Genomic DNA, 24,097 nt, shown 5'->3' on the forward strand with positions numbered 1-24,097 from the left:
TACTGACCCTCTCCCCGACTGACGCGCGCGCGGGCCGGACGACTCGTCCGGCCGGCGGCGGCGTTTTGCTTTGCTCACCGTCCTGAGTAGGACGTTGATGATGACTATCCAGAACTGATGAGTGGTCGATGGGGCCGCGATGACGGCGGATGCCAGGCTGCCGTTGTCCCCTTCACCTGATCAGGAGAATCATGAAGCGACTGTTGTTCCTCCCTGGCCTCGCCTCGGCTCTCGCCCTGAGCTTCCTCGCCGGTCCCACCCCGGCCCAGGCCGCGCCGGCCCAGCCCGCGTCCGTATCCGACGTCGAGGCGGTGATCGCGGCGGGGCAGGGCACCCGGATCGACGCGGCGACGCTCGCCACGAGCGGCTGCGGATCGTCGTGCGACGGGAAGGATCCCTACTTCAAGATCTACTACAACGGCTCGAGCTACTACAAGTGCGCTGACGACGCGATCACCCAGTACAGCGTCTCGAACTCCTCCGGCAGCGTCAGCCTGCGCTACAGCCCTCGTTGTCGTACGGCTTGGGCGAAGACCGCCGCGAGCGACGTGATCTTCAAGGTGGTCAGCCGCTACACCAATGGCACGCAGCGGACGTCGATGAGCGCCTTCTACCCGTCCGAATACACGAACATGGTCAATGACGCAGGGCTGGAGGCGCAGGCCTGTTTCGACCCGACCGGCCCGGGTGAAGGCTGGACCTGCACCAGTTGGTGGTGAGTCGAGCAGATGTCCACTTGGAGGGGAACGCGCCGACCGGTGCGCTCCCCTCCAAGTGCGGATGTGCGTACAACTCAGTTGTTGAGGAACTCCAAGGCGTTGGTGAGCACCTTCAGAGACTGTGTCGTTTCAGTCAGTGCCCGGCGGAGCGCTTCAACTGCTCGGTCGGACTGAGGCGTCTCGGGATCCGGCGATGCGCCGACCAGGCGAAGGTGCATCTCCTGCACCGAGGCGCCCGGATTGATGCCCAGCTCGGTGGCGAGCCGCATCTTCAACTGGTGTAGCAGCATCAGCGCTTCACCCGTGCGAGACCTTAGATGCAGAGCCTCGGCGAGCCGGCAGTGCAGACCCTCGTGGTAGGGGTAGCGCTGGACCCAGGTGCGGAGATCGGCGGTGACGGCGCTGTGTCGGCCGCAGCTGAACTCCAGCTCCACCAACGTCTCGATGGCCCTGAGTCTGGATTCCTCCCAACGGAGAGCGTCTGCGCTCAAGGCGGGCGAATCGATGCCCTCCAAGGCGGAGCCCCGCCAGAGGCCGAGGGCCGCGTTGAGGTGGCTGGCCGCGCGATCGAATTGCCCGAGTCGCTGAGCGTACTCGGCTTCGGCGCAGAGCTTGCGGAACGTGAGGCCGTCGACCTGATGCTCGCTCACTTCAAGGGAATAGCCCCGCCCGACCCGGTTGATTTGTGGGTCATGCGTCTGCCCGAAGAGGCGCCGAAGCTTGCCGAGCCGATTCTGAACCTGCTGGCGTGCGGTGCTAGGTGGCTGCTCGCCCCATAAGACATCGATGAGCCGGTCGATCGGTACCGGTTGGTTGGCATCGATCAGAAGAGCGGCGAGAAGTCTGCGATTCCGGTCCCCACCTAGAGGTAGAACCATTAAGCCCGATTTAACGGTTAATGGCCCTAAAAACGAGATTTCCAATTGAGCCCCCGTGTTGCGTTCGGTGCTTTTGCCGTAGCAAGTTGTGACTCAGCATAGTCGGTCCTGGATGTCCGTCAAGCGTCTCTCAAGATCATCTGAGTGGAAGCTCGACGCCTGATATAGGCCTCATGCCCGAATGGCTCGGCGCGGTCCACAGCCCCGTACCGAGGGGATGGATTGCCTGGGTACAGCCATCCGTCCGGTCTTCCCGCAGGGCGCTTTCGTGCTGGCGTCGACGCTGCGGCTAACGGCCGCTCGGCGGCGCGGCACGCGCTGGTCGTCCGGCGCTGCGTCGGGTGACGCCATCAGGTCGATTGGCCGAACTGTGGAGAGCTGGTGACGGCTTGATGGCCGACGGTTGGATCCTCCACTCATTCCATCGACATTGGAGGTACTGCCGTGCTGAAGAGGAATCTCGTCCGACTGGGCGCCACGCTGCTGATCTGCCTGGGGGGTGCCGTCGTCGCCCCGCAAGCCGCGATGTCGGCACCGTCGGCGACTGACAGCTCGGCCACCACGATCAGGGCGCAGGATCTGGACCCCAGCACCGCCACGATGATCCCGGCCGCGGAGCTGGCCAGTGCCGGCTGCGGATCGACGTGCGACGGGAAGAACCCGGCCACCTACAAGATCTACTACAGCGGATGCACGTCGTGCTACCACTACTGCGCGGACGATGCGACGACTGTCGCGTCGAACACCAGCGGCATCAACCTCGAGCTGCGCTACAGTCCCCGCTGCCGCACCGCCTGGGCTCGGGTCGGGTCGGACTTCTACTACCCGACCGTCCGCAGCTACTACTCCGACGGTCGCGTCCGTACGTCGTACAGCGGTTTCGCTGACGCCTACTACACCCAGATGGTGAACGACGCCGGGCTTCTCGCGAGAGCGGAAGCCTCTGCGGGCCCCACCACCTGGTGGACGTCCAAGTACTGATTCTGCCGTTCCATCGCCGTGCGGGGTGCCGCATCGGGCTGCACTTTCGCAGCAGCCCGATGCGGCACTTACCTTATGAGCCGCCGCCGGGAACGAACGCCACGGCGTCGAACCCGATGGTCTTCTCGGTGGGTGCTGACTTGAAAGAGTCGAGCCTCACGCTGGCACCGGAGCGGAGGCTGAAGTTGCCGAGCCACACCCAGCCGCCCTTGTGGTAGTCCTGGTCCACCCGTACCTGACGGGTCCGGCCGTCGCCCGTCTGGACTTCGTAGATCGCGTCATTCACGCGAGCCCCGGTCATGGGGATGTAGGCATAGATTCCGGTCCAACCGGAGTACGACGCCGGCGGTCGCCACGTTCCGATCACCTGGAACTTGACCGACCCGCGTGCTCTGGTGAACCAGTGATGACCCCCAAAGCCGTTGTCCACCTGGTGAAGGTCGATCTTCGCCGTGTACTCGTTCGGCCATCCACTCCCGAACTCGAATTTCACCGACCCGTCATTGCGTGGTCCGACGCCGCCGCAACGCGGCATGCTGGTTCCGGATAGAACGTAGTCGACCACGATCGCGCCAGACGGCAGCTGACTGGCCGTGCACCGTGGTGGATTGTGCGTGCCATCTGCCGGCTCGGAGTAGTTGTCCGGTACGTCGTAGCGAATGCCCTCGTAACCGCAGGTCTCCTCGCAATCGCTCTTCCAGGTCACGGGTTTGTGGTACCAGCACTTCAGGTCATACTGGCCAGCGCTGTTCTTGTGTAGGCAGGGCCCCGGCTTCTCGCCCTCCAAACCCGGCTCGTTCGGTTGCACCCGCTGGAGCTGGTCACAATTGTTGGTGGAATCGCAGAACGTCCAGATCTGTGGCTTGGCCTCAGAGCGCCGCAGCCGCGCCTCGATCGGTTCGCCGTTCCAGTACGCCGTGCGAAAACCAACCCCGTCGTCGCCGGTATCGATCGACTGAGCAGCCCACCCGATGACCTTCTCCTGGTAGGGCCAGTCCTGTGGATGTGCCGCGTCGCTGAACACCGGCACGTTGTCGTCTGGGTCGAGCGGGTTCCGCACGTCCAGGAACGGGTGTCGCGTCGGGTCGTACCGCGGGTTGATGGGGTTGTTCCCCCAACCCACTCCCCAGGGTGAGCCATCACCCTTGTCCGGGTAGAAACCACTGTTGTACGCCCAGGCAGCGAAGAACCAGTTCTCGATCCGGGTCGGGTCGGCGTTGTTGATCCTCAGTCCTGCGTTGTACGTCTGGTTCCACTTGTCCTGCAGGATCTGCAAGCCCGCGGAAATGTTCGCCGCGTAGTCGAGTGCAATTGCCCGCTGGTGGGTGGCCGGTCTGGCGGTCTCGCCCGGCTTCTCCTTTCCGGCCTTGCGCATACCGTCGGTCACCTGGCTGACGCCGTAGCCGCAGTCGGCCTCGTCCCAGTGGATCCGCCAGTCATCGCTGGTGTCGGAGTCGTAGTAGCGGCGGCCGTAGTAGTTGCCGATCAGCGGGTTGCCATACTCGCCGGACTCCGTCTGGGACGCCTGCCACAGGTTGGATTCCTGAGCCAGGATGCCGAGCATGACCTGGGCAGCAACATGGCCGCCGCCGGCAAGCGCGCGGGGCGGGAACATCCCCTGGGGCGAGTAGGCCGGCAGGCCGAAGCCCCGGTAGTTGGCGGGACGGCTCTGGGTCAACGCCCCGAAGATGCCGTAGTCGACGGCCCACTCGATCTGACGAGGGCGCGGATGGTAGGCGAGTGTGGCGATGTCGTTGCGCGGCACCGAACACCACGGGTCCGGGTCCTGTGGCGTGTACGGCTCCAGCACGTCATCGGCCGCGCTGGGCCCCATCGATCTGCCACTCGACGACGGTCGGGACGCGCCGATGGCTGGACTGTCCGACGTGGGGGCCGTCCCCACAGGGTTCACCTGAAAGGCGACCTCACGGCCGGACTTCATGACGCGGGCACCCAGCCGGAGAGGTGCCGGGGTGCCGACTGACACTGTCGACCCGGGCAGGCTCTCCTCCGCCGTCATCGTCCGCTCGAAGGCCAGGTCACCGTTTGTGGAGATCTCTGCCTGAACTGGCACGCTCAGTCGGCGCACCGCCGCTGGTAGCGGTTTCACCGTCTTCGGAGTGCCCGTCAGGAATACCCGACCGCTGTCGCCGCGCTCCAGGCCGAATGTGCCGATCGGACCCTCGGCGAGAGTGGTGACCCTGCTGTCGATCTGCCGACGTGCTCGCATGGCGGTTCCATCCGCCTCCAGGAAGTTGAGCCCGCCGTCTTTGTCTGCTCGGATCGCGAACGGCACGCCTCGGCTCTTCGTCACCATCCGCACCCGGCCCGCAGTGTCGACTGCGGCGAGCCTGTCGCTCAGTCCGCCGACGAAGCCGTCCCGCGTCGACACCGCGGAGGTGAACTGGCCGTTGATCTTGACCTTGGACCCCAGCGTGCCGCGTTCGGCGTCAAGCCGCAGCAGTTGGGTGCCGGGCAACCCTTCGTCGCCCTCTTGCGTCAGTGCAGCCGACTCACCCGCACCGCAGCCCGGATTGAAATACGCGAGGCTTGTCGTGACCGGAAGTTTGGTGACTTTTCCGGTCTGCAGATCGACGACAGCTGTGAAACCGCCCCGCCCGCTCAACTCGGTCTTGTTGGTGAAGCTGCGTGGGGCATAGACGACGACCACGCGGCGCCCGGACGACGTGACGCAGGCATTGCCGATCCACCGGTCGGTGTCGAAGCCACCCTCACGCAGCGTCGCAACGGTACGCCACGCATAGCCGTCGGCGGCATCCGCCACCAGCACATGAAGGCCCTCGGCGTCGCCCGCCGTGGTCCATGCCCGGTCCGTCGAAGTGCGCCACGATGCGCCCAGCAACTTGTCCCGATCGGCGCTGGGAACCGCTTCGGCCGGCACACCGGCTCCGGCCTTCGGTTCTGTCTCCGGTCGGGCCTGTGCCGCCGGAACCTGCACCAGAGTGAGGCCCACCGCACCCGCAGTCATCAGCGCCAACCGCAGGAAGGTCCCCCTCCTGATGGGGTCAACTGTCATGCCAGTCTCCTTCATCGTCGGTCGTTGCGGACGGTCAGTTCGGTCATGTTGGGGTACGCAGCCGCAATCTTGTCGACACCCACCATGTCGTAGTTGAATGGGTTCTCGTCACGTCCACTGTGAATCCGCACGATGATCCCCTTGATCAGAATTCCGGACTCGGGTCCTTCCCTGGGTATGGTGTAGACGGCTCCACCCATGTCTCCATCGCCGAACGCGATGGAGCTGCACCCGATCGAGTCGAAATCCTTGTAGAACGGGAAACCATTACATGGGCTTCCATCTTTCAGGATGTACGTGCGGCGATCAGGCCACAGGGTGCCGGGCTCGTTGATGTCGGCCTTGATCACCGATACACCCCTGGTCTCCTCCAGTTCTCCCTGGTAACTCTCAATCCATACGGTGTTGCTGCCGACGAACTCGGTCATCTCCACCCCGCAGAAGGTGCCGGTTTCGGCGCCCGAAACACAAACCTGTTGGCCGGCGATCGGCGACTCCCAGGCATCGATCTGCCAACCGTCCTGCGTCCAGCCAGTGCCGTCATAAACAGCCGGATCGGCACCACCCTTCGGCTTGGTCAAGGTGACGCCGCGGATTGGTTTATGCCAGGCTGCGTTGACGCCCGCCGTCTCGTTCACCACGTCCCCGCTGGGGTCAACGTAGGTCTGACCGGGAGTACCACAACTCGCCGGGCCGACCATCAGTTCGGTGTTCGTGGCGTCGTCCAGAATCGGGACGCCTGAGGTGCAGTGCCATTTCGTGTCGGCATCGACAACCTCGCCGGAATCAAGTCGAACACTCCAACCGCCATTGCCGCGGTTAGTGCTCGAGTTGATGATGTGTGCGCCTCCCCATGCCGGCGTCGTGTCATCCTGGCGGCTCGGACTGGGCCAGGTGACTGCGGCGGCAGCAACTCCAGCAGAGGTGCTGCGGCCATCTGACGTTCCGGTCCTCCCGCCGAGCGCGGGCAGATCCGGCTCGCGCCGCACCGTGACCGGCACGCCGACGTCCGGCAGCTGGAGAGAAGATTTGGCACCGCTCGACAAGGTGGCCGTAATACCGTCGCCCCGCACGGTGTAGGCGACAGACCGTATCGACCGGTTGCCGCTGGCCCTGATCTTCTCGGCAGCTCGAGCGAGTTCGTGGGCCGCGTAGCGGGCGGGCTCCACCTTCACCGGAACGCGCGCACCCTCCTGATCAAGCACGCGGCGCACGTCCGCCGGGACTTTGCCCCTCCAATAGACAGTCACTGTTCCTTGCCGAAGCGCCACTCCCGCGAAGCCTGACTGCCTCGCCTCGGCAGCAGTGCGGATACGTACCGCCGCTGCGGCCAGCGGTGCCTCGGCGGCCATCCGCGCGCGTTGTGCCGGCGTCGCGCCCTGGGTGTCAGCCGAGAACAGCTTGTCCGCGGCCGCAGGCGTCCGTGACGCCCTGCCCGGCTTGTCGGTACTTCCCGCTGCCTCCGCTGACACTGGCAGTACGGCGAGTGCTGCACTGGCCACGCCGGCGGTGACCAGCCACCCCATGGTTCTTACCGAACCCTTCAATCCGATCCCCTCACCGTGATGACGGGCTCGCAGGGCTCAAACGAGTCGATGCTGTGGCCCGATTGGCGCGAAGTCTGTCCGGCTGTCTCATCAATCGATCACAGCTCGGACAGTCCGAGCGCGGGGAGCAGGTCAGGGTGCGGGCGGCGGCCGGCGGGTCTCGGGCCCTGATCGCGCTGGGTTGCCACCTGATTGGACGGCTCGGGACACATGACGTACTACTGCGAGTACGGCAGGATGCCTCTCTATGAGCACCCAGTCGACGCCCGGCATCGACGACGCCGGAACCACCGACCACCCGTCCCGCTCCGATGGGTTCGTCCGCGGCCTCTCCGGCGCGATCGGCGGTCCGCTGGGCGACCACGCGACGGCCCTGGATCGGCCGGCCGGGCAGGAACGCCGGTTCTGGACCGCCGTCCGGATCGTCCTGGCGCTTGCCTGCCTCACGCTCGCGCTGCACTGGGTGCAGAAATCCCCATGCCAGGACGGCGCCTGGCAGAACAACGTCCAATACACCCGGTTCTGCTACACGGACGTGCTCGCCCTCTACTACGCAGAGGGCCTCAACGAGGGCAAGGTGCCCTACCGGGACCACCCGGTGGAATACCCGGTGCTGACCGGCTACTTCATGGGGGCGCTGGGTCTGCCGGTGCACGCCATCGGCGACGGCGACCCGAGCATCAACCAGGGTCAGTGGTTCTACAACCTCAACGCGCTCGTGCTCGGTGCGCTCGCCGTGGCCACCGTGGCGGTGATCCTGGCATTGCGCCGCCGACGACCCTGGGACGCCGCGTTGTTCGCGCTCGCCCCGGCGCTGGTGCTCACCGCCACCGTCAACTGGGACCTGCTCGCCATCGGACTGGCGGCGTTCGGTCTGCTGGCCTGGGCCCGACGACGACCAGCGGTGGCCGGCGTACTGCTGGGCCTGGCCGGCGCGGCGAAACTCTGGCCGCTGTTCCTGCTGGGGCCGATCCTCATCCTGGCGCTGCGGGCCAACCGGCTCCGCGCCGCGCTCACCGCGCTCGGCGCGGCGGTGGTGGCCGTGGTGCTGGTGAACCTGCCCGCCTACCGGGCCAACCCCGACAACTGGGGTCGGTTCTTCGAGCTGAACACCACCCGGCCGATCGACTGGGGGACGCTCTGGTACATCGGGCGCTACCTCGACGGCAAGGTCGGCAACGACCCCGGCCAGCAGGGCCCGTTCGAATGGTTGAACGCCAACATCCCCGCCCTCAACACCATCTCGTACGCCCTGTTCGGGCTGGCCTGCCTCGGCGTGGCCGTGCTGGCGCTGCGGGCGCCCCGCCGGCCGCGGCTCGCCCAGCTCGCCTTCCTGGTGGTCGCCGCGTTCCTCATCTTCAGCAAGGTCTGGTCCCAGCAGTTCGTGCTCTGGATGCTGCCGCTGGTGGTGCTGGCCCGCCCGAAGTGGGGTGCCTTCCTGGCCTGGCAGCTCGCCGAGGTCTGCTACTTCGTCGCCTTCTACGGTGAGCTGCTCGGCGCGGCGACCAGCCGGCCGGTCTTCCCGGAGGGCGTGTTCGTGCTGGCCTCGACGCTGCGACTGGCGACCGTGGTGACCCTCTGCGTCCTGGTCATCCGGGAGATCCTGCACCCCGAGCAGGACGCGGTACGGGCCACCTATGCCGACGACCCGGACGGCGGCGTGCTCGACGGCGCACCCGACGTCGGCTGGATCGACCGCTTCCGCCTACGCTCCAGCACCCCGACGACGGTCACCGAGGGGGACGTGCGGGTCTGACGCTGTGGCTTGTGCGTGCCGTACCGCGCTGGGATGCGGCACCTCCGTTACGTGCCGCCGCCGGGAGCGAATGGCACGGCGTCGGTTCCGACGGTGAGCACCTGCTCGCCTGACCGGAGCCGTACCGGAGGAGCGATCACTTCCGTAGGCCGACCGTCGTGTCCGCCTGGCCGAGTGTCCGGTCGAGGCCGGTGTCACAATCGGTGTCTGACATCGTCACCTCGGGCTCTGCACTCCGGGCGCCGCTGAACCGTACACAGAGCCGCACCGTCACCTCGGCGGGCGCGAGCCCTCCGGCGTTGCCGGTGCCGTCAAAGGCTACGTCCAGCCAGATCCGATCACCCGGCTCAGACCGGCGATCGAAGACGAACCCGTTGCGCTCCCCGCTTTCCACCAACTCGGCGATCGCACCGAGCAGCGCCTCCTGGCGCGGGGCCGACGGGTCGGCCAGCGCGTTCGCCATCGCCTGCCGGGACCGTTCCGCCTTGTCGCGGACCACAGCCGTGGCCTTATCCGTGGCCTCCTGCTCCTGGTCAGGGGCACCGCAGCCGAGGCTCGACGCGGCCAGGGCCGTGCCCGCGAGAAGGCCGAGCAGCCTTCTCGCGGGCACGGATGATGAAGGTCTGGTCAAAGCCCCATCTTTTCCTGCGTGACGTCGTTCATCACCTGAGCGTAGATACCGGCGCCACTGATCTTCGGGTGGAACGACTGCTGTGACACCCCGTAGACGTTCCACGAGTCCGGTATCGGGCTCTTGAGCGGTCCTTCCTCACCGGCGGTGAGGTCCTTGATGACACCGTTCACCGTTTCCGGTGAACCGCAGATGCCCTTGCCTGAGAAGCGCTGGATCGGGTTGCCAAACCACACCTGGACCCCCTCGGCCCTGACCTCGTTGACCGCCTCCTCCATCTTCGTCGCGAGGAGTTCGGCTGTGGAGTTGAGCCAGGGCAGTTCGGCGGCGCCGATACCGAGGACGCAATACCCTTCGACCAGCTTGGGATAGCCCATCAGCAGGATCTTGGCCGATGGCGCCTTCTTGTGGATCTCTCTGAGCACGATCTTGAGTGATTCCTTGACCGGCCCTTCGATGCGCTTTCTGGTGGCCGTGCTCACCGGCTCGGTGTCGCCCTTCAACGTGCTGTCCTGGCAGAGTTGGAGGCCGGACCCGTAGATGCATTCCTGGATCACCTTGCTGAACTCGGAGTCATTACCCCCGATAGACAGGGTGACCAGGGTGGTGTTCTCATCGAGGAAACCCTTGTCCAGTTGGGACACCTCGCCGTACGAGCCGCTGCCCGTCTTGTTGAACGCGTTCGCCGGCGGTGACTGCCCGGCGGGGACGGTACGGAAGGGCAGCAGGTTGTGAGTCCGGGCGCCCGAGCAGGCGTGGAACTGGTAATCCATCTGCGGATCCCAGGAATCGGCCCGGCTGCCGATCGATGCCGAGTTGTCCGACAGCACCGCCTGCCGTGACCAGGAGTACTTGGAGCGGTGGCAGTCGTTTTGGAACAGCGCGACATCGCCGTTGACTTGCTTGAAATCGGTCTCGCGGTAGTAGTCGGCACCACGGTTCTCCGAGGCTCCCTCGCCGGAGGAGTACGAGTCCCCGAGTGCCACCACCTGGTGACGCGGCTTCGCGTTCAGCTTCTGCACCGCGATCGCGTCCCACGCCACGTCCTCCACCCCGGTGCCGTCCTGGGTGTCGGTCGACAGCCGGACGCGGGGAGTGCCGGCGAATTTGAAGACACCCAGGGACACCCAGCGGTGCTCCTGGGTGCGTTGCAGCAGGACCCGCTTCTTGCCCTTGTCGAAGCCCTGTCCGAGGTCTACCTCGTACTCGGCCTGCCGGGTGTGCGCGCCCTGGTCGGGCATGTGCACCATCACCCGGGCCCAGCCCTGGAGTTGCTGGCTCAGCGACCACGTCCCGGACACCCGCAACTTGCCCCCCAGGTCATCGGGCCGGCGGGTGTGCGCGAACCAGAAGTGCCCCCCGAATCCGCCACCGATCTGGTGAAAATCGACCTTGGATGGGTAGTGGCCGGTGCTGTCTGCGGCGAAGTCCAGATTGAAGGTTCCGGCGTTCGTCCAGGGCCGTCCGCAGCCCGGCCGGACCGACGGGGTGCCGTCGACGACGTTGTCGATGACAAGAGCGCCGCTCGGCAAGCCCGACAGGCTGCAGTTTGGTGCGTAGCTGGTGGCATCCTCCTGGTAGGCGTACCCGGGATCGAATCGGAGCACCTCATTGCCGGCCTCGAAGCCCTCCTTCCACTTCACCGGCCGGTTGTACCAACATCTCAGGTCATACAGGCCTGCGGAGTTCTTGTGGGCGCAGGGGCCTGCGGCTTCGCCCACCACGTCCGGATCATTCGGAAGGTGCAACTCCCCTGGGTGGCAGTCGTTCGAGTCGTCGCAGAACTGATCGATCGGCGGCTTGACGGTGATCCGTTGCCGAGTGTCGTTCCACCAAGCGGCACGGAAGCCCGAGACCAACTGATCTGGGCCCTCCAGCAACTCCGGCGGGTGGCCGGCAAAACCGAGCACCTTCTCCTGGTACGGCCAGAACTGCGGGTTCGCCGCGTCGGCGTACGTGTACTCCAGGAAGGGCTCGCGGTCCGCCCGGAACCTCGGGTTGATCGGGTTGTTGCCCCAACCGACGCCCCACGGGGATCCGTCGCCCAGGTCCGGGTGGAAGCCACTGTTGTACGCCCAGAGAGCGAAGAACCAGTGCTCAAGCCCGCCGGCATCCCCGCTGTTGACGATCAACCCGGCATTTCGGGTCTGGTTCCACTTCGACTGCAAAATCTGCAGCCCGGCAGCGATGTTCGCGGCGAAATCCAGAGCGATGGCGCGTTGCTTGTACGCGGGCAGGGCTACCTCGCCATCCTTCTCCCGGCCCGCCAGCCGCATACCATCAGTGACCTGCGTGACCCCGTACCCGCAGTCTGCGTCTTTCCAGCTGATGTCCCAGTCGTCCACGTCGGTGTTGTTGTAGATGTCGCGGCCGTAGTAGTTGCCGATCAGAGGACTGGAGGTGACGCCCGGGACAGCGTGGAAGGACGCCTGCCAGAGATTCGACTCCTGCGCTGCGATGCCCAGCATGACCTGGGCCGGAACGCGGCCGCCGCCTACCAACTGGATCGGCGGGAACAGATCCTGAGGTCGGTAGGCAGACATGCCGAGGTTCTTCCAGTTGGCCTCCCGCTGCACGTAGAGCGAATTGGTGATTGCCTGGTCGATTGCCCACTCGACCTGGCGCGGCTTGGGCTGCAATGCCTGGTTGCGCGGATCGTTGCGCGGGACCGAGCAGTAGGCTTCCGCCTCCACGGGGTTGGTCGGTGAGCCTGCGGCGGCTGCCGAGGCCCGGCTACCCCCGCCGGCCGACGAGAGTTTTGGATGAATGCGCCTGCCCTCGGCGGCTTGGGCGTCCGAAGCGTCACCGGGTCGCACCTGGAAATCGACCTTCTTGCCGTTGGTCAACACGGTGGCCTGAATCTTCACCTGCCGCGGCGACGTCGGGTCCGGGACCGCAACCCGTGGGTCGGCCTGACCGGCCCAGCGGACCTCGGTCAACGCCAACTGCCCGTGCGAAGACAGCTGGGATCCGGCTGCCACCTCGACCTTCGACACGTTCTTCGGTAGTGCGTGCGTCCGGTCCGCTCGACCGGTGATGAAGGCCCGGCCACCAGCGCCAGGCGTGACGCTCAGCTTGGACAGTTGCCCTTCCGCGAGCGTTCGCGGTTCGTTCTTCGACTGAGGAACGGCAAGCCGGACCCGTACCCGGTCACCCGTGCGGTCCATGAACACGACACCGCCGCCGCCGTCCGCCTTGAGCTGGAACGGTGTTCCCGAGGTGGAGGCGACGGGCGTCAGCGTGCCGTCGCCCCGCACCTGCACCAGGCGCGAACTCCCGGCGGCCACGATGGTGCGCCCCACCGGCAGGGCAGAGGTGACCTCGGCATTGACCACGATCGGTCGTGAGAGCTCGCCTTTGCCGGCATCGAGGCGGAACAGTCGAGTACGGGTGGGCCCGTCGACCTGGTCGTTCGGTAGCTGGCCGCCCAGTTGGGTGAGGACCGCCGTCTCGTCCGCGCCGCAGCCCGGGTTGAAGTAGGCCAGCGATGACTGCACCGGCAGCTTGCGCACCGAGCCGGTCACCAGGTCGACAGTTGCCGTGAAGCCGCCGCGATCGAAAAGATCAGCTTTGTTGGTGAAGGCGCGCGGCGCGTAGACGACAACGAGCCGACGACCGGAACCGGTCAGGCAGGCGTTGCCGATCCACTGGTCCGCATCGAAGCCCGGCTCGGAAAGACTGGCCACGGTCCGCCACGTGTAACCGCTGCTGGCGGTCGCGGCGAGCACGTGGAAGCCGTCGCCGTCTCCCGACGTCGTCCACGCGACGTCCTGCGACTCCTTATAGCCTTCGGTCAGGAGATCAGCCCGACGCTGCGGATCGACAGTGAACGACGGGCTGTCCGCCGGGGGTGGCGGAGCAACCGGCGCGGCTGCTGCGAATGCCACGCCGTGCACCGACTGAGGAAGCAGCACCGCACAGGCCACCGCGGCGATGAGTAGTGCCGGAGATCGGGAACGTCGACGAGCCATCGGACTCCTCTCGGACTCGATGCGGCCGCATTCGTCTTCAGATGCCGTGCGAAAGGCCGGAACGTAAGGGCCGTGGTGGCTGAAGAACGCGCGGATGGCACCGGGGGATCAGGGAGCCCTCAGGGTGGGGTGAGTGGTCATTGCTATCTCATCGCCGTCACATCGGCCGACCGTCACGCGCCGTCGCTGAGCGTGGCTGCGGCCGATCCGGGTGCGCGGCCCGGGGTGCGTCGACCCCATTGGCTGCCAACGATGGATCTCCGCCGTGATACCGACGCCATCGGCAGGCCGCTGGGTGACCACGCCATGGCACTGGTCCGGCGGGCGGACGTGTTGCCAGGCAAACCTCAGGTAGCGAGAGGCGTCAGAGTCGGTAGACGACGGCGTCGCCGACGTCCTGGCGGGTGATGCCGAGCGACTCGACCGGCGCGTCGATGGTGATCTCCCACGGCGTGCCGGGCACCTGGCTGCGGAGCAGCACCACCGTGCGGACGCCGAACGTCCGCAGGTAGTCGACGCTCGTCTGGTCGGGGAACGACTGGCTCACCCGACGGACGTCGTCGAGCTGCCGAGGCGTGAAACCGCTGCCGCCGTTCACGACGTCCGGGAACCCGTCGGTCGACCAGAGCATCACGTGCTGGTCGATGCTCTGGTTGCTGGGCAGCACCAGCAGCGGTCCCTCTGCCGCGCGCATCGCCGCCGGCTGGGCCGGCACCACCGGATGCGGGGTGGCGTTCAGGCCCTCGAGTGTGACCAGCAGCAGCGGCAGCAGGGTGGCCATCCGCAGCCACGGCCCCGGCCAGGACGGGATCCGCTGCGCGGCCAGCTCACGGACCCGGTCGGTGAGGGCGGTGACCGCGCCCGCCGCGAGCAACGCGAGCAGCAACGTGGTCCACAGCATCAACCGGCCCGGGGTACGCAGCGCGTTCCAGCCCGGCGCGTGCTCGAAGAGCGGCACGTAGGTGAACGTGCCGTCGAAGAAGCGGGTGCCCATCGCGAAGGCCATCGTCACCAGCACCCCGACGAGCAACAGCAGCCGGTGCCGTAGCCGCCAGACCGAGAAGAACAGCCCACCGGCGGCCAGCGCGTAGAGCACGAAGCCCGGCAGCAGCGTCATCTCCGGATGCCACGGCAGCGCCGCGCGGGCGCCCTCGTGCAACCCACCCCAGACTCGTGATTCGGCCGGCGCGGTCACGAAGCCGGACGCCGGCGGCGAGAAGATGCTGATGTCGCGGATCGTCCGCTCGGCGTACGGGTGCAGTTCGGTCACCTTGAAGTACGGGAACGCCATCAGCAGGCCCACCCCGGCGAAGAACACCCCACCGACCACATCGGCCACGAGGAGGCGGCGGCCGAACGGCAGCGCCCGGCCGGACTTCAGCCGGCGAACTCCGAACAGCACCGCGACGACGAGCACCGCGCCGGCCAGGAAGTACGCGAACGGCAGGCCGATGCCGAAGCCGAGGCTGACCTGCCAGGCCGCCACCAGCCAGCCGGCGTACACCCAGCCGTCGTGCCGCCGCTCCGGGCGGTAGCCGTGCCGTAGCGACCAGCCGTGCCCCCGCGCGAGCATCGCGAGCGCCAGCGGGATGCCACCGTTGGAGAGCACGTGCAGGTGCCCGGCCTGGGCCAGCAGCCACGGCGCGTAGGTGTAGCCGACCCCGGCCACGGCGGCGCCGATCCGACCGGCACCGAGCTGCCGGGCCAGCGCGTACGCTCCGAGCGTGGCGAGCGCGTGCGCCAGCACGAACATGATGTTGTAGCGCAGCACCGCGTCCTCGGGGCCACTGCCGAGCATCCCGGCCGGGGCGTAGCCGAGCAGCGTGTCGGAGAACGCGAAGCTCCACAGCTCCGGGAAGAACGTGTTGGACTGCCACAGTCGCGCCGGGTCGGCCAGCAGGATGTGCCCGGACCACGCCATCTGCCACGCCTGCAGGCTCGGATCCCAGGTGTCCTGCGGAAGCGTGTAGCGCGGGTAGCGCAGCGTCGGCCAGGTCATCAGCACAGCCAGCGCCAGCGAGGCGAGGGTGGCCAGGGTCCACTCGTGGACCAGGAACCGTCCGACGGCGCGGGCGACTCGGCTGAGTCGGCTGGGCCGCGGCTCCGGCGCCGAGGCGAACGCCTCCCAGCGTTCGGCCTCGACCGGCTTCGCGTCGCCCGGCTTCGCGTCGCCGTTGGCCTTCTGCGGACCGTCGGCGTCATCCGCCTTCGTACCCTCGGCCTCGTCGGCGTCCTTGACTGCGACGTCCTTGACCGCGGCGTCCTTGACTGCGACGTCCTTGAGCGCGGCGCCCTTGAGCGCGGCGCCCTTCGTGCTGCCGCGCTTCGTGGCGGATTTCCTGCCGCCGACCTTGGCGATGTCGTTCTTCGTGGCGTCGCGCTCTGGTCGGCCGTTCGGGGCGGTGGCGCCCTCGGCCCCAGCGGCGCCGGATGGCGTGTCATCGGCGCGGGTCGGGCGGTCCGCGTCGGTGTTGGCGGTCGCGTCGGTGGAAGACGTGGCGGTGGCGGAAGCCGGCGGGACGGGCGGGTCCCCGGCGCGCGTCGGCGCCGGTCGGCTCGGGGCGTCGTCGGTCGGAGTGGGCCGGGGGTTCCCGGGCTGTCCGGTGGTCATGCGGCCGGGCGCTCCGTCCCGAGCTGCTGGCGGAGGAAGTCGATGTCGGCCGCCTGACCGGACACGCCGCCCGGGGTCTCGACGACCACCGGCGCCCCGGCGGCCCGGATCACGGCCACCACCAGCTCCGGGTCGATCGTCCCGCCATCCAGGTTGTCGTGCCGGTCCTGGCCGGAGTTGAACGCGCCCTTGGAGTTGTTGGCGTGCACCAGATCGATCCGACCGGTGATCGCCTTCACCCGGTCGACCAGGCCGAGCAACTCCTCGCCACCGGCGTACGCGTGGCACGTGTCGAGGCAGAAGCCGACCTCGTGGTCGCCGATGGCGTCCCAGAGCCGGGCCAGCGCGTCCAGCCGGCGGGCGCAGGCGTTGTCGCCGCCGGCGGTGTTCTCGATGAGGACCGGGACGCCGAAGCCGCCGGAGTCCGCCGCGTACGCGAAGGTCTTGCGCCAGTTGTCGAAGCCGACCGCCAGGTCGTCCCCGGCGTTGACGTGCCCGCCGTGGACGATCAGGCCCTTGGCGCCGATCGCGGCCGCCGCGGTCGCGTGCCCGAGCAGCAGCTTGCGGCTGGGGATCCGGATGCGGTTGCTGAGGGTCGCCACGTTGATGACGTAGGGCGCGTGCACGTAGAGGTCGACCTCGGCCGCGCGCAGCCGCTCGGCGTCCTCCCGCGGCTTGGGGGCCTTCCATCCCTGCGGGTCGGAGAGGAAGAACTGCACGGTGTCGGCGGACCGGGCGGCCGCCTCCGCCAGCGGGTCGGTCGAATCGACGTGGGCTCCGATACGCATGGCAGCGAGCCTACGTCGCGACCCCGACGGCTGCGGCGACGGCTGGCGCGGTGTCGTCGCTCGTCGCGTCACCCCGGCTGCTCGACGATCGTTGATGGGATGGAACCCGGCGAGCACGGCCCGGGGCTGCGCGTGGCGGGTCCGCCGCGCATGGCAGTCGGCGCTCGTCGGCCCGAGAGCGAGGTCATCCCCGCGGCGCGGCCCGGCACCGCGGGGGCGACCCCTCGACGTACCAGATCTCCGCCGTTGCAGAATCTCGGAAAATTCCGCCTTTTGCCCCGACAAGGGACGAGAGTCGTTGTATCGTCAGATAACAACACGATAAAGCTCCGCGGGGCGTCTTCGGTCCAACCTCATCGGTGTGGTCGTTCCTCCCCAGGTCCCACCCAAGGAATGCGGACGGGACGCTCCGCGGCCTCGTTGACGGGGGCTCGCCACCGACCAGTGACGGTCGGGTGGTGGGCCCCCGTCGGCACGCCCGGGGCACTGGCCCGACCACCCCGGGCATGATCGTCCGGACCGGGTATCCTGGTCAGGTTGTCCGCGTCCGGCCGGGTTCCCCCGGCACGTGCGGGCAGCGACGCACGACCTCCTGCCACGGAAGGACCGTGGCCGCTTAGCCCACAGGAGGTGAGCACGTCTTGCGTCATTACGAGATCATGGTGATCCTCGACCCCAGCCTCGAGGAACGCACCGTCGCCCCGTCGCTCGACACGTACCTGAACGTGATTCGGACCGCGGGTGGCTCGGTTGAGAAGACGGACGTGTGGGGCCGCAGGCGCCTCGCGTTCGAGATCAACAAAAAGGCCGAGGGCATCTATGCCGTCGTCGACCTGCAGGCTACGCCTGCTGCCGTGGCCGAGCTGGACCGTCAGCTCCGGCTGAACGAGTCCGTGCTGCGCACCAAGGTCATCCGGCCGGAGATGCGCTAAGCATTCAGTCCGGCATTCAACCCGGTTCGCCCGGATCAGCCTCCGCGACTCTGTCGTACGGCTCTGAGAGCCTGTACGACGAGACGCTGAGTGCGCGAGGAGATGGTCATGGCAGGAGACACCACCATCACGGTCATCGGCAACCTGACCGATGACCCCGAGTTGCGGTTCACCCCGTCCGGTGCGGCGGTCGCCAAGTTCCGGGTCGCTTCGACGCCCCGTTTCATGGACAAGACCACCAATGAGTGGAAGGACGGCGAGCCGCTCTTCCTGGCTTGCACCGTGTGGCGTCAGGCGGCGGAGCACGTCGCCGAGTCGCTGCAGCGGGGCGCCCGCGTGATCGTCTCGGGCCGGCTGCGTCAGCGGTCCTATGAGACCCGCGAGGGCGAGAAGCGCACCGTCATCGAGCTTGAGGTCGACGAGATCGGCCCGTCGCTGCGCTACGCCACGGCGAAGGTGCAGAAGATGTCCCGCTCCGGTGGCGGTGGCGGCGGCTTCGGTGGTGGCGGCGGTGGTGGCCAGGGTGGCGGCGGAGGCAACTTCGACGACCCCTGGGCTTCGGCCGCACCCTCTCCCGCGCGTGCCGGTTCGGGCGGCAACTTCGACGAGGAGCCTCCGTTCTAATGGCGCCGAGCGCCCGCGATCGCAAACCAGGAGCAAGGTCAATGGCCAAGGCTGCGGCACTTCGCAAGCCGAAGAAGAAGGTGAACCCGCTCGACAAGGACGGGATCACCTATATCGATTACAAGGACACGGCGCTGCTGCGCAAGTTCATCTCCGACCGCGGCAAGATCCGCGCTCGGCGGGTCACCGGCGTGACCTCGCAGCAGCAGCGGCAGATCGCCCGCGCGGTCAAGAACGCCCGCGAGATGGCGCTGCTGCCGTACACCGCAACGGCCCGCTGAGAGGAGGCACCGATATGAAGATCATCCTGACTCAGGAAGTGTCCGGCCTCGGTGCCCCGGGCGACATCGTCGAGGTCAAGGACGGCTTCGGCCGTAACTACCTGCTGCCGCAGGGCTTCGCGATCGCCTGGACCAAGGGCGCGGAAAAGCAGGTCACGGTCATCAAGCGGGCCCGTTCGGCCCGCGAGATCCGCGACCTCGACCACGCGAACGAGGTCAAGGGTCAGCTCGAGGGTCTCAAGGTCAACCTGAAGGCCCGCGCCGGCGACGGCGGTCGGCTCTTCGGCTCGGTCACCTCGGCCGAGATCGTCGACGCCGTCAAGGGCGCCGGCGGCCCGGTCCTCGACCGCCGCCGGCTGGAGGTGCCCGGTCACATCAAGTCGACCGGCACCTACCCGGTGAAGATCAAGCTGCACCCCGAGGTCACCGCGTCGTTCAACCTGAACGTCGTTCAGGGCTGACGACCAGCTGCACCACGACGAGGGCCCGCACCGAGCGATCGGTGCGGGCCCTCGCGCATGCCCTGGCGTGCCCGGCTCGCCGTCAGCCGATCGGTTGACCGGTCACCGCGCTGATCAGCACCGTGGACAGGCCACCGCCGACCACCGCGGCGGCCAGCGCGATGGTGGCCGACCGCCACGTCGTGCCGACCCGCCGCAGCAGGGCCGCCACCACCAGACTGCTCACCAGCGCCAACCCGAAACGCGGCGAGCCGGCCAGCAGCGACTCCAACGCGCGTGACCGGGCGGAGTCGCAGCCACCGCCGCTGATGTCGGTGACACACCCGGCCGGCGCCTGCCCGTCCAACGTCAGCAACCACAGGAAGATCAGCACTGCCGGCACCAGGTAACAGGCGGCGGTGTAGAGCAGCGGCCGGACGGACCCACCGGGATCCGGGTCGAGCAGGTCGTCCTCCAGACGACGCGCCCAACCGCCCGTCGCCACCGACTCCACCCGCCGTCGGACCGACGCCGCGCCGACCGGCGGCCGGTCCGACCGACGCCGGGCGCCATCAGGGGGTACGGGAGCACTGCGCGGTCGCGGAGCCGTGTAACCCACCACCGGCGACCGGGGTGCCGACGTCGTCGCATCCATCCAGCGCGGATCGTCGCCGGACAACCGCGTGCCGGACCAGAAACCGTTGTCCCGGCTTGACCACCCCTCGGCCGCCGTGAACCGGTCGGAACGGGGTGGGAGCGTCCGGTCCCACTGGTCGTCCTCGACCGCCGAGCGTTCCCACTGGCCGGTGCGGTCCGACCGCTCCCAGCCACCGATGTTCTCCGCCTGCGACCACTGCTCGCTCAGGTCGGCGCCGTCCGGGCCGGCCGGCGGCCAGGCGTGCACACCCGAGGCGTCCCACGGGTCCACCGCGGGCGCGTACGACGGGTCCGGCTCCGCCGCCCGCTCCGATCCGCGTTCCCACGGATCCACCGCCGGACGCGTCCAGGACTCCTCCGCCGCCCGTCGGCTGCGCCGCGTCGGCCGGCTCGGCTCCGGACGAGACGTCCCGTCGGCCGGGTCGGACTCCAGGTCCCCACCGGACCAGATCACCTGGGGCCGGCCGACGGGCGCACGGCGGGGACGACGGTCCGGGACCGCGCCGGAGACCGGCTCCTCCTCTGCCGCGTTGGCACGCCGACGGCCGGCGTACCCCCCATCCTGCGGTCGGTCGAGCGTCCACTCCCGGGTGTGGTCCGAATCGGGGCCCGCGCCGATCGCCGGCCGCTCACGCCAACCCGTCTCGACGGCACGCCGTCGGGCACCCGTCGTCTCGGTGCTTCGCCAGCCGCCCCCGGAACTCGGACGCTCGACCTCGAACTCGGGCTCGGGCGCGTCCTCGGGCGCGTCCTCGTCCTCGTCGGGCGCGGCGTGCCGGCCACCGCCGTCGGCGTGCCGAACCCCCGACTCCAGCGCCCACCGCGGCAGGTAGGCGTCGACCGGTTCGTCCTGCCCACGGTCCAGCGCGCGCCGCCGACTGGAGGTGCGATAGCGCGCGTCCTCGTCGTACGGCTCGACCGGAGCGGGCAGCATGGGCTCACCCCACGAGGCGGTCGGCGGGCGCTCGCGCGGGCTGCCCTCCCCGCGTCCCCAGTCCCGGTAACTCACGGCCGGAGTGTGACCCTTCTGAACCGAAAGCGTAATCCGCTGTCCAGGTGTAGCCGTTCGCTGGAGATAGTACGGGAAGATCGTGTCACAGAACCGACCGAAATATTCTCCTCCACAGGCTGGGGACCGCGTTTCAGCAGCTCAGCGGCTTGTGGCCGAGAATTCCCCAACCGTTGTCCACAGCCTGTGCACACCCTGCGCACATGCTTGTGCACCGGTGTCCACAGGTTGTCCCGAGGCCCGTCCACCGGGCTTGTTGAGTCGCTGACCTCGGGGTCCGTATGGTTGGCCCTCGACCGCCGGCGCGATGGCCCCCGATCGACCGGCCTGGTCGGAGGAGAACTGTCGTACCCCGGCGGTAGAGCTGGGACCGGATCCGACGCAGTGGAGGGGGGACCCGTGTCGGTCACCGACGACAGGCGGGCGGAGTCACGGCCCGGCGGCGGCCAGCCGCCCGTGCAGCGGGACGGCCAGTTCGACAAGACCCCGCCCCAGGACGTCGCGGCCGAGCAGTGCGTCCTCGGCGGCATGCTGCTCTCCAAGGACGCCATCGCCGACGTCGTCGAGATCCTCAAGACCAACGACTTCTACCGGCCGGTGCACGCCACCATCTTCGACATCATCCTGGACATCTACGGCCGGGGTGAGCCGGCCGACTCGATCACCGTTGCGGCGGCACTCGCCGACTCCGGCGACCTCGTCCGCGTTGGCGGGGCGCCCTACCTGCACACCCTCATCGCCAGCGTGCCCACCGCCGCCAACGCCGCCTACTACGCGCGGATCGTCAGCGAGCGGGCGGTGCTGCGCCGGCTGGTCGAGGCCGGCACCAAGATCGTGCAACTGGGCTACGGCACCGCCAGCGGCGGCAGCCGCGACGTCGACGACGTCGTGGACCTCGCGCAGCAGGCCGTCTACGACGTCACCGAACGGCGGGTCAGCGAGGACTTCGCGGTCCTGGCCGACATGCTCCAGCCGACGCTCGACGAGATCGAGGCGGTGGGTGCGCAGGGCGGGATGATGACCGGTGTGCCGACCGGCTTCACCGACCTGGACCGGCTGCTCAACGGCCTGCACGCCGGCCAGTTGATCATCGTGGCCGGCCGGCCTGGTTTGGGTAAGGCGCTCGCGCTCGACACCCCTCTGCCGACCCCTGACGGCTGGACCACGATGGGTGAGGTCAAGGCGGGCGATCAACTACTGGCGGCGGACGGCTCCCCGACCACTGTCACACACGCCTTCGACGTGATGCACGACCGTCCCTGCTACGAGGTGGAGTTCTCCGACGGCACCGTCATCGTGGCGGACGCGGAGCACCTGTGGAAGACGACCACCCGAGCGAGCCGGCGCCAGAGCCCGGCGCGGCGGACGCGGCACTGGTCCGAATCGTCGCTGACCAACCTACGGGCGGCCCACGAGACGCTCGGCGCCGCGGGAAACCAGCCGATCACCCTCTTCGACACGCTCGAGCAGGTCGGGCCGGAGTTCCGGCATGTCCTGCACACGGTCGCGCGTCGTCAGGTCGGGTCGACCGGCCGGATCACCCGCCCCATCGTCCGCAACGGCAAGACAAGGAACTGGACGGCGCCCGGCTACCCGGCCGGTCCGCTGGTGAACGCGCTTCTTGAACGGGCTGAGCGGGAGGTCAACGCAGGCAGCCGGGTCGACCATGATGGCGTCGTCACCACTGCCGAGATCGCGGCCACGCTGCGTACTGACACCGCAGACCGACGGCTCAACCATGCCGTACGGAACTGCGCCCCGCTCCAACTCCCGGACCGCGATCTGGTGGTTCCGTCCTACACCTTAGGGGCCTGGCTAGGGGACGGGCACACCGGCGCCAGCCGCTTCACCACCGCAGATCCGGACATGCTCACGCACGTCGAGGCGGACGGCTTCGCCGTGCGGCCCAGCGGGCCGATGGTCTACACCATTCTGCTGCAGCCCACGCCGGTTGCTCAGGCGCACGGCGTCTGCGCGGACTGCGGCGTTTCCACCAGGGCGTTGGTTGAGAGGCCGGCGACCAGGAGGTGTGCAGACTGCCGGCACCGCAACGGTTCCTTCCTCGGGTTGCTGCGTCAGATCGGGGTAGCGGCGGACAAACACATCCCTGATGTGTACCTACGCGCCTCCGAGGCGCAGCGCCGGGCGCTGCTGGCTGGCCTGATGGACACCGACGGCACCGTCGCCCCCACCGGTAACCTTCAGTACACGTCGACCTCGAAGCGACTGGCAGAGGACGTACGCGAACTCATCGTCAGCCTCGGCTACCGCTGCACGGTCAACGTGAAGCAGGTTCGCGGCCGCACAAGCGAGTCGTCGATCGCGTACACGTTGAACTTCTCCACCCCCGACGTCGTCTTCCGGCTCAAGCGCAAGCAGGATGCGCACGTCGAACGCCGCCGTATCACCTCCGACGTCCGGACGACCTCGCGGCACATCGTCGACGTTCGTCCGGTGCCGAGTGTGCCGGTCCGGTGCGTCACGGTCGACAACCCCGAGCATCTCTACCTGGCCAGCCGGGCGATGATTCCCACCCACAACAGCACGGCCAGCATGGACTTTGCCCGAAATGCTGCGATTCGGGCCAACCAGGCGGCCGCGATCTTCTCGCTCGAAATGAGCAAGGTCGAGATCGTCATGCGACTGCTCTCGGCCGAGGCGCGGGTGCCGCTGCACGTGCTACGCAGCGGGCAGCTCTCCGACGACGACTGGACCAAGCTGGCCCGCTGCATGGGCGAGATCAGCGAGGCGCCGCTCTTCGTCGACGACACGCCGAGCATGAACCTGATGGAGATCCGGGCGAAGGCCCGCCGGCTCAAGCAGCGACACGACCTCAAGATGATCGTCGTGGACTATCTCCAGCTGATGACCTCGCCGAAGCGCACCGAGAGCCGGCAGCAGGAGGTCGCCGACCTCTCCCGTGGTCTGAAGCTGCTGGCCAAGGAGGTCGAGTGCCCGGTCATCGCGGTGAGTCAGCTGAACCGTGGCCCCGAGCAGCGCACCGACAAGCGCCCCCAATTGTCTGATTTGCGTGAATCTGGCTCAATTGAGCAGGATGCCGACGTTGTCATCCTTCTGCACCGCGACGACTACTACGACAAGGAGTCGCCGCGGGCGGGGGAGGCGGATTTCATAATTGCTAAGCATCGGAATGGGCCAACCGACACGGTGACGGTCGCGGCCCAGCTGCATCTCTCACGTTTCGTGGACATGGCTATCGGATGAGCACTACGGC

Annotated in this window: 16 protein-coding genes; 8 read left to right on the forward strand and 8 right to left on the reverse strand. The window is 67.9% G+C overall.

Annotated features, from left to right (window positions below):
• The first annotated feature begins 191 nt into the window (after positions 1-191).
• Positions 192-719: a DUF2690 domain-containing protein gene (locus ABZU46_RS08240; RefSeq protein WP_354855757.1), complete on the forward strand. Its 528-nt coding sequence runs from the start codon at positions 192-194 to the stop codon at positions 717-719.
• Positions 720-793: 74 nt separating this feature from the next.
• Here the strand turns inward: ABZU46_RS08240 and ABZU46_RS08245 are convergent, their stop codons facing one another.
• Positions 794-1,642 carry an AfsR/SARP family transcriptional regulator gene (locus ABZU46_RS08245; protein WP_354855758.1) on the reverse strand — a complete coding sequence of 283 codons (849 nt, stop codon included), beginning with the start codon at positions 1,640-1,642 and terminating at the stop codon, positions 794-796.
• Positions 1,643-2,041: 399 nt separating this feature from the next.
• Here ABZU46_RS08245 and ABZU46_RS08250 point away from each other — a divergent pair, with 399 nt between their 5' ends.
• Positions 2,042-2,578, forward strand: coding sequence for a DUF2690 domain-containing protein (locus ABZU46_RS08250; RefSeq protein WP_354855759.1), 537 nt, complete (start codon positions 2,042-2,044; stop codon positions 2,576-2,578).
• A 73-nt stretch (positions 2,579-2,651) separates the two neighbouring features.
• On the opposite strand, the gene ABZU46_RS08255 is transcribed toward ABZU46_RS08250, so the two are convergent.
• Together ABZU46_RS08255 and ABZU46_RS08260 are read right to left on the reverse strand one after the other, a co-directional pair.
• Positions 2,652-5,615: a hypothetical protein gene (locus tag ABZU46_RS08255; protein ID WP_354855760.1), complete on the reverse strand. Its 2,964-nt coding sequence runs from the start codon at positions 5,613-5,615 to the stop codon at positions 2,652-2,654.
• Between the two features lie 11 nt (positions 5,616-5,626).
• A complete protein-coding gene (locus ABZU46_RS08260; RefSeq protein WP_354855761.1) occupies positions 5,627-7,141 on the reverse strand; it encodes a hypothetical protein in 1,515 nt (504 codons plus the stop codon).
• Positions 7,142-7,409: 268 nt separating this feature from the next.
• On the opposite strand from ABZU46_RS08260, the gene ABZU46_RS08265 reads away from it, so the two are divergent.
• Positions 7,410-8,918, forward strand: coding sequence for a glycosyltransferase 87 family protein (locus tag ABZU46_RS08265; protein ID WP_354855762.1), 1,509 nt, complete (start codon positions 7,410-7,412; stop codon positions 8,916-8,918).
• A 136-nt stretch (positions 8,919-9,054) separates the two neighbouring features.
• On the opposite strand, the gene ABZU46_RS08270 is transcribed toward ABZU46_RS08265, so the two are convergent.
• The 4 genes from ABZU46_RS08270 to ABZU46_RS08285 all read right to left on the reverse strand — a co-directional run bounded on the left by ABZU46_RS08270 (position 9,055) and on the right by ABZU46_RS08285 (position 16,919).
• On the reverse strand, positions 9,055-9,381 hold the full coding sequence (locus ABZU46_RS08270) for a hypothetical protein (RefSeq protein ID WP_354855763.1): 327 nt from the start codon (positions 9,379-9,381) through the stop codon (positions 9,055-9,057).
• 164 nt (positions 9,382-9,545) lie between these two features.
• Entirely contained in the window at positions 9,546-13,520 is a 3,975-nt protein-coding gene (locus ABZU46_RS08275) for an SGNH/GDSL hydrolase family protein (protein WP_354855764.1), read from the reverse strand.
• A 364-nt stretch (positions 13,521-13,884) separates the two neighbouring features.
• The gene (locus ABZU46_RS08280; protein ID WP_354855765.1) at positions 13,885-16,131 is read right to left on the reverse strand and encodes a hypothetical protein; all 2,247 of its coding nucleotides are present in this window, start codon (positions 16,129-16,131) and stop codon (positions 13,885-13,887) included.
• Positions 16,128-16,919, reverse strand: coding sequence for a deoxyribonuclease IV (locus ABZU46_RS08285; RefSeq protein WP_354855766.1), 792 nt, complete (start codon positions 16,917-16,919; stop codon positions 16,128-16,130). Before ABZU46_RS08285 ends, ABZU46_RS08280 begins: the two co-directional genes overlap by 4 nt.
• Positions 16,920-17,560: 641 nt before the next feature.
• Here ABZU46_RS08285 and rpsF point away from each other — a divergent pair.
• From rpsF to rplI, 4 genes are all read left to right on the forward strand, one after another.
• Positions 17,561-17,851, forward strand: a complete 291-nt coding sequence (rpsF, locus tag ABZU46_RS08290; RefSeq protein ID WP_007453836.1) for a 30S ribosomal protein S6 — start codon at positions 17,561-17,563, stop codon at positions 17,849-17,851.
• Positions 17,852-17,941: 90 nt separating this feature from the next.
• Positions 17,942-18,475: a single-stranded DNA-binding protein gene (locus ABZU46_RS08295; protein WP_234582687.1), complete on the forward strand. Its 534-nt coding sequence runs from the start codon at positions 17,942-17,944 to the stop codon at positions 18,473-18,475.
• A gap of 41 nt (positions 18,476-18,516) precedes the next feature.
• Entirely contained in the window at positions 18,517-18,756 is a 240-nt protein-coding gene (rpsR, locus tag ABZU46_RS08300; RefSeq protein ID WP_007073789.1) for a 30S ribosomal protein S18, read from the forward strand.
• A gap of 14 nt (positions 18,757-18,770) precedes the next feature.
• On the forward strand, positions 18,771-19,217 hold the full coding sequence (rplI, locus tag ABZU46_RS08305) for a 50S ribosomal protein L9 (protein WP_007453817.1): 447 nt from the start codon (positions 18,771-18,773) through the stop codon (positions 19,215-19,217).
• Positions 19,218-19,299: 82 nt separating this feature from the next.
• On the opposite strand, the gene ABZU46_RS08310 is transcribed toward rplI, so the two are convergent.
• Positions 19,300-20,862, reverse strand: a complete 1,563-nt coding sequence (locus tag ABZU46_RS08310; RefSeq protein WP_354855767.1) for a hypothetical protein — start codon at positions 20,860-20,862, stop codon at positions 19,300-19,302.
• Positions 20,863-21,246: 384 nt separating this feature from the next.
• Here ABZU46_RS08310 and dnaB point away from each other — a divergent pair, with 384 nt between their 5' ends.
• Entirely contained in the window at positions 21,247-24,087 is a 2,841-nt protein-coding gene (dnaB, locus tag ABZU46_RS08315) for a replicative DNA helicase (RefSeq protein ID WP_354855820.1), read from the forward strand.
• Positions 24,088-24,097 lie beyond the last annotated feature (10 nt).

The organism is Micromonospora sp. NPDC005197, from assembly GCF_040608295.1.
GTDB lineage: Bacteria > Actinomycetota > Actinomycetes > Mycobacteriales > Micromonosporaceae > Micromonospora.